The following is an 11,831-nucleotide window of genomic DNA, read 5'->3' on the forward strand; positions in this document are numbered from 1 at the left end:
ACCGCGTCCTGCACCGGGTGGCCTCGTTCCTGAGGTCCCCTCTCGGACGTCGCCTCGACCGCGCTGCCCGCGGACGCAAGGACCCGCTCGGTGGCGCCCGAACCGCCGGACGACCTCGCGGCGTGCTCGGATTCGGCTGCCGGACTCGATCCCACGGCGCGGGACGGGGCGGTCGCACCGGACCATCCGGGGACACGACCGTCCGGCTCCGGATCGGCGTGCGTCGGCGCCGTCTGCGCGACCGTATCGTGGGCAGGATCGACCCCGGCTCTCGGGGAGGCGCCGGTCGAGCCCGCCTGCGCGGCGGAGCCGGAGCCTACCCCTGCCCCGGTTGGCGTGGTCGAGAGAGGCGTGCCGCCGCCCCCGGCGCCCGCGGTGCTCTCCGTCGGTGCGGGTGTTCCCGCTTCGCTCGCGCCTTCCTGGGCCGCGGCATGCGCACGCGATGCGGCCGGCGCTTCAGGCTCCGAGCGCCCTTCCGCCTCCTCGGCCGCGAAGGCGGCGAAGATCATCGCGGAGAACACGATCGCCTCGAACTGCTTGCGATGGTTCTCCCGAGCCTCGGGCTCGGCCGATCCCGTCGCGCCGGCCGCCGACGGGGCCTCGCCCGGCGGCGGCGGCGCGGGGCCGGCGCCGGTGCCGTCCCATCCGGACGCCCGGGCATCCGTCGATGACAGGCTGACGGCTGCGGCGGCAACGAGCGCGGCGAGCAGGGCGGCTGGATGGACCGTGACCCGCGTGCCGTCGCCCCGGTGCCGGAGCGGCAGGAGTTCGGGATGGCGTTCCGCGACCCGGTTGATGAGGCTGCGGAAATCGCTGCCCCACATGGGCTCCTCGAGGACCTCGGAGGCGACCAGATAACGGCCGCCGATCCGGGCGAAATGCATGATCGCGGCGCCGTCCGGCCTGCAGAAGACGAACCAGGGCTCCGCCTCGTCGCTGAGCCCCTGTTCGCTATCGATCGACAGCCCCGCCCGGACGAGGGCGGCCTCGACGCGGTAGAATTCCGCGAGTTCCTGCTGCGACCAGCCGCGCCGGGCCATCGCATCCGGGCGAGGGAACGAGAGCACCTCACTCATCCGAACCTCCGTTCCGCAGATGCCGGGTCGCCGCGCCTCTACCGTTCATGGAAGCCGCGTCCCAGCGCGTCGGAGAAGGGGGCGACGAGGTAGTCGAGGGCCGTGCGCTCGCCGGCCGAGACCACGACCTCGGCCGGCAGCCCCGCGTGCAGGCGCGGCCGCACCGCGTCGGGCAGGAGCCGGTCATCGATCTCGACGGTTCCGGCGAAGTAGGGCTGCTTGGTCCCCTCATCCACCAGCCGGTCGCGCGAGACGGTGGTGAGGGTTCCGAAGATCGCGGGCATGCGCCGTGTCTGGAAGGCCGGAAACTTGATCTCGGCCCGCATGCCGGCCTGGATGGCCTCGAGGTCGTTGGGCGCGAACTGGACGCTGATCACGAGTCTGTCGTTCGTCGGCACGATCTCCATCAGCGCCTCCCCGGAGCGGATGACCTGCCCGAGCGTGTAGACCTTCAGGCCCTGGACGACGCCCTGGTGCGGCGCGCGAACCTCGTGCCGGCGCAGGACGTCCTGGGCGACGACGAGTTTCTCGCGCAGCTCGGTCGTCCTCTGCCGAGTCTCAAGCAGCTGGGCCGTCAACCCCTCCTGAACCTTCTGCCGGAGCTGGGTGGCTTGCATCCGGGCCTCGCTGATGCCGTTGCGTGCCTTGGCGGTGTCGGCCACGGAGCGCCCGATCACGCCCTCGAGCCGCGTGCGCTCGCGCTCCATGACGAGGACCCGCGACAGCGGAATCAGGTCCTTCTCGCGCAGGCTGCGCAGGCCAGTCAGCTCCTGCCGGATCAGGGCGACCTGCTCCTCCACCGACGCCTTCTCGACCGCTAGCCCCGAGATCTCGGTCTCGAACTGCGTGACCCGGCTCTCGATGAGCGCGAGCTGAGCCCGGAACGACGCGCGCCGCTCCGCGAGCTGGCTCGCCTGGTCGGCGATCATGCGGGCGACGGCGCCCTCGCCTTGCCGGGCGGCGATCTCGGCGGGCAGCGGCAGCTCGGACGCCGGCTCCTGCTCGGCGCGCAGCCGGGCTTCGAGGATCAAGGCGGCGTCGAGCTGGCCCCGCAACAGGTCGGCGCTCGCGCGCGACTGCAGGGGATCGACGCGTAGCAGCACGTCGCCAGCCCGCACGCTCTGCCCGTCGCGGACCAGGATCTCCTGGACTATGCCGCCTTCGAGGTGCTGGACCACCTTGCGACTCCCCTCCACGACGACCACGCCGGGGCCGATGACGGCGCGATCGAGTCGCGCGAGAGCCGCCCATGTGCCCGCCACCCCAAAGGTCGCGACGATGAGCGCGTAGCCCGCCACCGCGTAGCGACGCCAGTGGATCGCGTCCGCGGGCGTGGACGGCCCCCGCGACGGGGACCGCGGCCCGATCGGCAGCGCCGTGTGCGTCTCGATCCGCGCCGTGGACATCGCCTACCCCGCGTTTCGCTGCGCTTCGGCGCCGCGATGGGCCTGCAGCGCGTTGGCGGCCGTCGGTATCAAGGTCGGCCCCGGTCGGGGCCCGATCATCTGCGCGAGGACCTGCTCGGCCGGACCACAGCTCTGCAGACCGCCGCCGCCCATGACCAGGATCTGGTCAGCCTCGGTGAGGAGGCCGACCTTGTGCGTCACGATCAAGACCGTGGTCCCGGCCCGTCTCAGCGCCGTCACCGCCTCCATCAGGGCGGCCTCGCCCGGCTGGTCGAGGCTCGCGTTGGGCTCGTCGAGGACCACGAGGCTCGGCTCGCCGAAGAGTGCGCGGGCGAGCGCGATGCGCTGGCGCTGGCCGCCCGAGAGACCGGTCCCGGCTCGTCCGATCCGCGTGTTGTAGCCGTCCGGGAGGGATTGGATCAGCGCGTGGCAGCCGGCCCGGCGTGCCACCGCGATGACGGCTGCATCGTCCGCGTCGGCGAAGCGCGCGATGTTCTGCGCCACCGTACCGTCGAACAGCTCGACGTCCTGCGGCAGGTATCCGACGTGGCGTCCGAGCTCCTGCTGGTCCCAGTGGCGCAGGTCGGAGCCGTCGATGCGCACGCTCCCGTCGAGGAGGGGCCAGATTCCCGTGATGGCGCGAACCAGCGTCGACTTGCCCGCCGCACTCGGTCCGATCACGCCCACGACACTGCCGGGCTGCAGGCGGAAGCTGACGTCGCTCAGGATCGGCCGGGTCGAACCGGGCGCCGCGACCGAGATGGCCTCGGCCTCGATCAGACCGCGCGGGCGCGGCAGCGTCAGCCGTCGCGCGTCCGGCGCGGCGGCGGCGAGGTCGCTCAGCCGGCGATAGCTGGCGCGGGCAGCCACGAACCCCTTCCAGTTCGCCACGACCGACTCGATCGGCGCCAGGGTCCGACCGATGATGATCGAGGCCGCGATCATCGATCCGGCCGAGATCTCCCGGTGAATCGCCAAGTAGGCGCCGGCGCCGAGGACCAGCGTCTGGAGGAGCATCCGGACGAACTTCGTCGCGGCCACAATGAGGCCGGCCCGGTCGCTCGCGTCCGCTTGACGCCTCAGCACGTCGTCGTGGCGACCCCGCCAGACGCCGCGCAGGGCGGCGAGCATTCCCATTGCCTGCAGGAGCTCGCCGTTCCGGAAGGTCGCCGCCGCCTGCTGCCCAGCCTCGCGCGAGGCCCGGTTGGCCGCGTCGAGTGGCCGCCGGGTCGCGATCTCGTTGACGAGCGTCAGACCCAGGATGGTGCCGCCGCCGAGCAGCGCCATCCAGCCAAACCAGGGATGGAGGACGAAGCAGGCGACGAGGAAGATCGGGGCCCAGGGCACATCGCAGAAGGCTAGAAGGCCGCTGCCGGTGAGGAATTCGCGCAGGATATCCATGTCCCGCAGCGCCGACTCGTGCTGCGCGCCCGGCCGCAGCAGCGCGCCGCGGTGGGCGGCATCGAAGACCGGGTTCGTGATCTCCCGGTCGAAGATCATGCCGCCGCGGACCAGGAGGCGCGAGCGCAGCATCTCCAGGGCCGCGTATACGGCGATGCCGAAGGCGGCGATCAGCGTGAGCCCGATCAGCGTCGTCTCGTTACGACTGGGCAGGACCCGATCGTAGATCTGGAGCATGTAGAGAGGGCTGACGAAGAGCAGCAGGTTGATGAAGAAGCCGAAGACCACGGCGGTCGCCAGCACCGGCCGCATCGCGCGGAAACCGTTGTCCAGCGCCGAGCGCATAGGGCGAGCCCTCTTCCTGTTCACGCAACGCCGGCACGCACGTCGTGCCCCGATCACTCCGTATAACGCACGGACGGGGCCAGCCCTACGGTGCCTGGACCGGCGAACGGACGCTGCGGATGCGTCGTCCCCGTCGGCAAGAATACACGGGATGCGATAATAGGGCCGTTCGAATACGTTCCAAGCGCTTCCCACCGCGAACCCGACGTCGTGCCGCCACGTGCGAGCGAGAGGATTCCGGGAGCGCCTGGACAGGGTTCGGCGTTCCTGAAATATGGATATCACTGTACAGGCTCTGGCGCACGGCAGTGATTGCGCACGGGAGGCACGCCGCGGTGTATGCTCATCACCAACGTCTGGACTCCGAGGCCGTGCTGGAGCTTCGCCGGGAGGGCGGCCGGTACCTGAAGGAGCTCAGGGAGGCGCGCGGCCTGTCGCAGAGGCAGCTCGCCCAGATGGTCGGGGCGGAATACTACACCTTCATCTCTCAGCTCGAGACGGGTCGGGGCCGGATACCGCCGGACCGCTACCGTGCCTGGGCGGACGCGCTCGGGGTCGCGCCGCGAGACCTCGTACGGAACGTGATGCGCTTCTACGATCCGATCACCCACGAGATCCTGTTCGGCGAGGAGCCGCAACCGGGCAGGTAGGCAGCGTCGGATCGGACCTAGCGGGATCGACCCTCGATGCCGGCACGGTCCGTCGGCACCTTGCCCCCGTCCCCCAGCGGGATCGAAATAGGACAAGCGCGATGCGTGGAGGCGCGGCACCCGCGCCTCCACGCGAAGCGCGGTTCAGCCCTCGATGATCCGCTCGCCGAGCTTCCGATCGACGGTCGCGACCGTCCGGTCGATCTCGGCGTCGGGCTCGCCGAGCTGGTGCGCGATAAGCTTCACCAGAAGATCGACCCGCTCGATGAAGGGCGCCCCGTTCGCGACCGCGCGAGCCGCCGAGGAGGGCTTGAGCAGGCTCTCGGCCGCCTTGGCGTACTTCTCGAACGGAACTTGGTCGGCCGGGTCGGCGCCGAGCCGCCGAGCCAGGGCGTCCACGTGCTCGTAGATCGCGCGGGACTGGGCGAGGTCGCCGTGCACCGCCTCGCGGATGGAGCGGGGCTCGCCGGGGGTGATGCAGCGGTAATTGCCGGTAAGCAGCATCGACCACTTGGCTAGCGGCACGAACAGCGATTCGAACACCTTGAGCTTGACCGGCACGTCGTGGCCGTCGAGGCGCACCGCGTCGATGTCGGCCTCCAGCTCGCGCAGCAGCCGGTTATGGGCTTCGTCCGCGAAGGTCGCCGCCTTGAAGTTCGTCGGCAGCCCGACATGGAGCACGTTCGCCCCCTCCTCCGGCGGACGGAAGGCCTGCGGGTCGGGCGAGCACAGCGAGACGAGGCCCGGCTCGAACCGGTCCCAGACGCCCGCATTGGTGTAGGCCTCCTCTAGGTCCATGCCTGCCAGCCCCGGGATCCGCTTGAGATAGGGCAGTGGCGGCATGTTCATGAGCGAGAGGCAGGGCAGCTTCGCCGCCGCGATCTTGATCATCAGCACGCGGATCGTGTGATTGTTGTACTGCGGCTCCTGCATGGCGAGGCCGACGAGGTCGTAGCGGGAGACATCGACCTCTTCCGGTGGCGTCGCGTCGAGCTTGCCGGGCAGGTCGCGCGAGTGGATCGCTCGGTGCTCCGGCTCGTCGCGCAGCTTGATCCGGACCTCGGTCCCCTCGGCGTTGATCAGATCCGCGGTCTTGCGGCGGCAGACCAGCGTCACATTGTGGCCGGCCATCAGCAGTTTGGTCGCGAGCAGGGAACCGTAGGAGGCCCCCAGGATCAGGATGTTTCTCGGCACGTCTTCTCTCCCCGGCGTCCGTTGTTGCGTTTGTTGTTCGCTGCCGGGCGCTGAGCCTTGTGGCCCACCGCACCATCCGCGGGACCGAGGGATGGCAGTCGGCCCAGGAGAAGGCAACCCGGCTGGTATACCGGGCCGCGCGCCGCGCAGTGCGGATCCACGGCCTTCGGCGTCGCGCCGGGCCCGACGCCGAAGGTGCGGCGCCGCACGAATGTGGCGAAACCTTGGCCTTAAGCTGGCGTTTACAGCTCAACGAAGTCACCCCCACCACGGAGACCGATCATGACCAGCCTGAAGGCACGCCTCACCGCCGCCGTGGCCGCCGGCCTCACCGCCGCCGTCGCGCTAACCGCCTACGCGCAGACCCTGGCTCTGCCGACGCATTTCGTATGAGGCTTCGCCGCGAGCGCGGCGTGGGACGCAGGCTACGGGTCGCCCCCTGTCCGTCGCGACCGCATCGCCGCGACTCTGTAGATGGTCCTGATCCTGGGAGTGGACGGCGAAGCGATGGTGCGGGCGGTCGGATTCGAACCGACACGTATTGCTACGGCGGATTTTGAGTCCGCTGCGTCTACCGTTTCGCCACGCCCGCGCGCGGCCAAGACCCTGCATCGACGATCCAGAGTCGGGCACTGCCCCCTTATCGCAGGCGTGTCGGAAGCGCCAGCAGTGCGTGACAGGAAGCGCAATACAGCCCTCCGGTCGAAGCTTGCCGAGCCGCTGGATAATAGATAGCATCCTATCTGTTGAGCGGCAGCGATGCCGCGTATGGTCTCCCTCGGACGGACGGTGGGCGGTGGCGGCAGCGGATCTGCGGCAGATCCGGCAGGCTTATACCCAGACGCTCTTGCTGGCGGGGCGGCGGTGGCGCCGGCTCGCCGACATGGCCGCGGTCGCCCACGGAACCTCGGAGGCGACGGCATTACCCCTATTGCTGATCGCCCGGATGGGAGGCGAGCCCCGCCAGAACGCCCTCGCCGAGGCGCTGGGTATCGAGGGCCCGTCGCTGGTCCGGCTTCTCGATCGGCTCTGCGCCGCCGACTTGGTCCAACGCCGGGAAGACGCGACCGACCGACGCGCGAAGGTCCTGCGCCTGACGCCGGCCGGACAAGCGGCCGCGGCGAAGATCGAGGCTGACCTCGACCGCCTCCGTGAGTCGGTGTTCGCGCAGGTGAGTGCTGCCGATCTCGAGGCGGGCCTGCGGGTGTTCCGGGCCGTCCAGGCGCCGCTCGGCGGCGAGGCAGACGGGGGGACGGCATGAACTTGCCGGGCTGGCGCGACTGGGCCTTCTCGATCAAGACCTTCGGGGCGGCGATGCTGGCGCTGTTCCTGGCGCTCTGGATCGACCTGCCAAAACCCTACTGGGCCGTCGGCACGGTCTACATCACCAGCCAGGTGCTGGCCGGGGCAACCCGGTCGAAGGCCGTGTACCGGATCGGTGGAACGGTGCTTGGCGCCGTGCTGACGGTAGCCCTCGTACCGAACCTCGTGGATGCGCCGGAGCTTCTGGTGCTCGCGATCGCGCTCTGGGTCGCGCTCTGCCTCTACGTCTCCCTGCTCGACCGGACGCCCCGGAGCTACCTGATGATGCTCGGCGGCTACACGGCCGCGCTGATCGGCTTCCCGGCGGTCGGCGAGCCCGGCGCGGTCTTCGACACCGCAGTGGCGCGGGCCCAAGAGATCACGCTCGGCATCCTCTGCGCAAGCCTGGTCTCCTCCGTCGTCCTGCCCCAGTCGGTGGTCCCCGCGATCGCGGGACGGCTCGACCTGTGGCTGCACGACGCGCGGGCCTGGGTGGGCGACGTGCTGGGCCGCGCCCGTCCGGCGCGGGACACGCAGGCGAAGCGGTTGCGGCTGGCCTCGGACGCGATTGCGTTCGACGCGCTCGCGACGCCGCTGCGCTACGATATGATCGGCGCGGAGCGCTCGGTCGAGGCCATGGCGACGCTTCGCCAGCACATGCTGATGTTCCTGCCGATCGTCTCGGCGATCGCCGACCGCATCGAGACTCTAGAGCGGGCACGGGCCCTGCCCCAGCGCCTGCGGGACCTTCTCGACGAGATGGCCGCGTGGATCGCTGCCGGCATCACCGACCTGGCCGAGGCCGCACGGCTGCGCGGGACCGCGGAGGCTCTCGCGCCGGATCTCGGGGCGCAGCCCACTTGGGACGACCTCGTGCGGGCGAGCCTCCTCGCCCGGCTCGTCGACTTCATCGACCTTCGCCAGGACACCCGGCTGCTGCAGCGGCACATGGCCGACGGAAGCCCCGTGGGCGAGCCGCTCGCCTTCCGGTACACCGCCGCGGCCCGCACGATCCGGCATCGCGACCACGGAATGGCCCTTCTGTCGGCCGTCGGCGTCTTCCTCTCGATCCTGCTCACCTGCGCGATCTGGATCGCCACGGGTTGGCCGGACGGCGCCGGCGCCCCGATGATGGCGGCGGTCGCCTGCAGCTTCTTCGCCGCCCAGGACGATCCCGCGCCGTCCATCCTCGGCTTCGCGAACTCGGCCATCGTCGGCGCGCTGGGGGCCGCGATCTACCTGTTCGCCGTGCTCCCGCTCGCGACCACCTTCGAGATGCTGGCCCTGGCGTTCGCCCCGAGCCTCCTGCTCTGCGGTGTGTTCATGGCGCAGCCGCGCACGGCGCCGCTGGCCATGGGCGCCGCGGTCAACGGCCCCACCCTGATCGCGCTCCAGAGCAGCTACAGCGCCGACTTCGCTGCCTTCGCGAACTCGGCGATCGCCGTGATCCTCGGCATGTGGACGGCGGCCGTGGTCACGCGCCTCGTGCGCTCGGTCGGCGCCGGATGGTCTGCCCGGCGCCTGCGGGCCGTCAACCGCCGCAGCCTCGCCCGGGCCGCCGGGCGCCACGGAGCACAGAACGGGCTCGAACTCGCCGCGCTCATGCTTGATCGCGTGGGCTTGATCGCGCCGCGCCTCGCGGCCCTGCCGTCGGACGACGCGGAATGGACGGACGACCTTCTGGCCGAGGTCCGCGTCGGCATCAACGTGGTCGAGTTGCGGCGGGACCGCCGTCGGCTATCCGGCCCGGCGCGCGCCGCGGTCGAGCGGCTTCTCGCTGCCCTGGCGCGCCATTTCCAGGGCGGGGCCGAGGCACCGCCGGCCGACATCCTCGACGCGATCGACGCCGCGCTCGATGCGGTCCGCCACGACGCCGGGCAGGCCACCGGGCGGACCGCGCTCATGGGACTCGTCGGCATCCGTCGCGGCCTCTTCCCGGAAGCTGCACCCTACCGCGCCGCCTCCGGCGCGGGGGCGCAACCGGAGCTCGCGGCATGACGGGTGAGTTCGACCTTTACGGCGTCTACGTTCCGAGCTTCGCGGCCTGGATGCTGGTCGCTTTCGTCGCCAGCGTGCCGATCAGGCGACTGCTCGCCCGCCTCGGCTTCTACCGGTTCGTCTGGCACAGGCCGCTCTTCGACCTCGCCCTCTACGTGCTGCTCCTCGGCGCCGTCGTCTCGGTCGCGGTGCCGCTCACTTCGTGAGCCGCCGCGCGCAGCCCCGTCCCCCGGATCCTCCCATGCCCCGGTACCTCGCGCTCTCCCTTCGGCTCCTCGTCACTCTGGCGACGGTCGCGGCCGCTTTCGTCGTCGGCCTCGCACTCTGGGACTACTACATGGAGGCGCCCTGGACCCGGGACGGGCGGGTGCGCGCGGACGTGGTCGCGGTGGCGCCCGACGTCTCCGGCCTCGTCACCGAGGTCTTGGTCGAGGACAACCAAGTGGTGAAGCGGGGCGACATCCTGTTCCGGATCGATCCCGACCGTTTCGCGCTCGCCCTGCGGCAGTCGGAGGCCGTGGTCGATGGCAAGCGCGCCAGCGCCGAGCAGGCGGCCGCCGACTACGCCCGCTACACGCAGCTCAGCGACGCGGCCGTGTCCCAGCAGAGGGTCGAGGCGGCGCGGGCCGCCAACCTCGAGGCGAAGGCGGCCTACGATCAGGCGATGGCCGACCGGGACCTCGCCAAGCTCAATCTCGCCCGCTCCGCCGTGAGGGCCTCGGTGAACGGGCGGATCACCAACATGGAGCTGCGACCCGGGGCCTACGTCACCACCGGGCGCGGCGTGATGGCGCTCATCGACGGCGATACGCTGCGGGTGGAGGGCTATTTCGAGGAAACGAAGCTCCCGCGCATCCAGGTCGGCGACCGGGCGAGCGTCCGGCTGATGGGCGAAAGCGCGACGCTGACCGGCCGGGTCGAGAGCTTCGCTGGCGGCATCGAGGACCGGGAGCGCACGGCGGGCTCCAACCTGCTGGCCAGCGTCAACCCGACCTTCGCCTGGGTCCGCCTCGCCCAGCGGGTGCCGGTCCGGATCGCCCTCGACCCCGCGCCCAAAGGCGTCCGCCTCGTCTCCGGCCGCACGGCGACCGTCGCGATCGAGCCGCAGGGGTCCGCGCCCGTTTTCGACCCGTTGCGGCCCTGGCGGGGCGCGGCGACGCCCGCCTCCCGGTAGGTCCGGACGGCGGACGCGATGCCGCTGCCTCCGCCCCCCTGATCGGCGCGCAACCGAAACCTAGTTTGGAGCCGATCTGAATTGTCCGCGCTCCCGCCGGCTCGCGTCGAGCCGGCGGGGGGGCGGCACACGACGCCCAGAACCGGAGAGACTCGATGGTGGACGTATCCGCCGCAGCGGCATCGCCCGCCCGCAGCGACAGGCCGGTCGGCGACGGGCCCGTCCTGGCCCGGGTGGCCTTCACAGTGAACGGCCAGAGGCGGGACCTCGAACTAGACACCCGCACCAGCTTGCTCGATGCCCTGCGCGAGCACCTGCATCTCACCGGCTCGAAGAAGGGCTGCGACCACGGCCAGTGCGGCGCCTGCACGGTGATCGTGGACGGGCGGCGCATCAACGCCTGCCTCACGCTGGCGGTGATGAACCAGGGTGCGGAGATCGTCACCATCGAGGGGCTCGGGCAGCCGGACAACCTGCATCCGATGCAGGCCGCCTTCGTGCGCCACGACGGCTACCAGTGCGGGTACTGCACGCCGGGCCAGATCTGCTCGGGCGTCGCGGTGCTGGAGGAGATCCGCGCCGGCATCCCGAGCCACGTCACGGTCGATCTCGAGGCGGCTCCGGAGATCACAGAGGCCGAGATCCGCGAGCGCATGAGCGGCAACATCTGCCGCTGCGGCGCCTATTCCAACATCGTCGAGGCGATGAGCGAAGTTGCCGGGGGACGCGCATGAAGGCCTTCAGCTACGAGCGCCCGGGGACGCCCGCCGAGGCGGCCGCGTCCGTGGCGCGAAACCCCGGGGCGAAGTTCATCGCAGGCGGCACGAACCTGCTCGACCTGATGAAGCTTCAGATCGAGACGCCAACCCACTTGGTCGACGTGAACGGGCTCGGCCTCGACAGGATCGAGCCGACGCCGGAGGGCGGCCTGCGCATCGGCGCCCTCGTGCGCAACACCGACCTCGCGGCCGACGCCCGCGTCCGCAAGGATTACGGCGTCCTCTCCCGCGCCCTGCTGGCGGGCGCATCGGGCCAGCTGCGCAATCGGGCGACCACCGCCGGCAACCTGCTTCAGCGCACGCGCTGCCCCTATTTCTACGACACCGCGCAGGCCTGCAACAAGCGACAGCCGGGCTCGGGCTGCTCGGCCCTGGACGGGGCGAGCCGGCAACTCGCCGTCGTCGGCTCCAGCGAGGCCTGCATCGCCACGCATCCGGGCGACATGGCGGTGGCCATGCGCGTCCTCGACGCGACGGTGGAGACGATCGATGCGGCGGGCACCGAG

The 11,831-nt window shown here is 71.0% G+C and carries 10 protein-coding genes, 1 tRNA gene and 1 pseudogene; 7 read left to right on the plus strand and 5 right to left on the minus strand.

Going from position 1 to position 11,831, the window contains the following annotated elements:
- From AX737_RS02620 to AX737_RS02630, 3 genes and pseudogenes are all read right to left on the minus strand, one after another.
- Positions 1 to 1,076, minus strand: a pseudogene (locus AX737_RS02620) (hypothetical protein); the annotation flags it as partial.
- Positions 1,077 to 1,114: 38 nt separating this feature from the next.
- A complete protein-coding gene (locus tag AX737_RS02625) occupies positions 1,115 to 2,482 on the minus strand; it encodes an HlyD family type I secretion periplasmic adaptor subunit (protein WP_082772837.1) in 1,368 nt (455 codons plus the stop codon).
- A 3-nt stretch (positions 2,483 to 2,485) separates the two neighbouring features.
- Positions 2,486 to 4,228: a type I secretion system permease/ATPase gene (locus AX737_RS02630; protein ID WP_066918782.1), complete on the minus strand. Its 1,743-nt coding sequence runs from the start codon at positions 4,226 to 4,228 to the stop codon at positions 2,486 to 2,488.
- 335 nt (positions 4,229 to 4,563) lie between these two features.
- Between AX737_RS02630 and AX737_RS02635 the strand changes: the two genes are divergently transcribed.
- Positions 4,564 to 4,878, plus strand: coding sequence for a helix-turn-helix transcriptional regulator (locus AX737_RS02635; RefSeq protein ID WP_066918797.1), 315 nt, complete (start codon positions 4,564 to 4,566; stop codon positions 4,876 to 4,878).
- Between the two features lie 144 nt (positions 4,879 to 5,022).
- On the opposite strand, the gene AX737_RS02640 is transcribed toward AX737_RS02635, so the two are convergent.
- Positions 5,023 to 6,072 carry a hypothetical protein gene (locus tag AX737_RS02640; RefSeq protein ID WP_066918784.1) on the minus strand — a complete coding sequence of 350 codons (1,050 nt, stop codon included), beginning with the start codon at positions 6,070 to 6,072 and terminating at the stop codon, positions 5,023 to 5,025.
- 508 nt (positions 6,073 to 6,580) lie between these two features.
- Positions 6,581 to 6,664: transfer RNA gene (locus tag AX737_RS02645), tRNA-Leu, on the minus strand.
- Positions 6,665 to 6,868: 204 nt separating this feature from the next.
- Between AX737_RS02645 and AX737_RS02650 the strand changes: the two genes are divergently transcribed.
- The 6 genes from AX737_RS02650 to AX737_RS02675 form a co-directional block, all read left to right on the plus strand.
- On the plus strand, positions 6,869 to 7,333 hold the full coding sequence (locus AX737_RS02650; RefSeq protein WP_066918786.1) for a MarR family winged helix-turn-helix transcriptional regulator: 465 nt from the start codon (positions 6,869 to 6,871) through the stop codon (positions 7,331 to 7,333).
- Positions 7,330 to 9,372: an FUSC family protein gene (locus AX737_RS02655; RefSeq protein WP_066918788.1), complete on the plus strand. Its 2,043-nt coding sequence runs from the start codon at positions 7,330 to 7,332 to the stop codon at positions 9,370 to 9,372. The genes AX737_RS02650 and AX737_RS02655 overlap by 4 nt, the downstream gene beginning before the upstream one ends.
- Positions 9,369 to 9,578: a DUF1656 domain-containing protein gene (locus AX737_RS02660; RefSeq protein ID WP_066918789.1), complete on the plus strand. Its 210-nt coding sequence runs from the start codon at positions 9,369 to 9,371 to the stop codon at positions 9,576 to 9,578. Before AX737_RS02655 ends, AX737_RS02660 begins: the two co-directional genes overlap by 4 nt.
- 35 nt (positions 9,579 to 9,613) lie before the next feature.
- Positions 9,614 to 10,546 carry an HlyD family secretion protein gene (locus AX737_RS02665; protein WP_066918791.1) on the plus strand — a complete coding sequence of 311 codons (933 nt, stop codon included), beginning with the start codon at positions 9,614 to 9,616 and terminating at the stop codon, positions 10,544 to 10,546.
- A 155-nt stretch (positions 10,547 to 10,701) separates the two neighbouring features.
- On the plus strand, positions 10,702 to 11,280 hold the full coding sequence (gene paoA, locus AX737_RS02670) for an aldehyde dehydrogenase iron-sulfur subunit PaoA (RefSeq protein ID WP_066918793.1): 579 nt from the start codon (positions 10,702 to 10,704) through the stop codon (positions 11,278 to 11,280).
- Positions 11,277 to 11,831: FAD binding domain-containing protein (locus tag AX737_RS02675; protein ID WP_197430429.1), on the plus strand; the 555-nt coding region annotated here is incomplete at its 3' end. The genes paoA and AX737_RS02675, both read left to right, overlap by 4 nt.

The organism is Methylobacterium sp. CCH5-D2, assembly GCF_001556475.1.
GTDB lineage: Bacteria > Pseudomonadota > Alphaproteobacteria > Rhizobiales > Beijerinckiaceae > Methylobacterium > Methylobacterium hispanicum.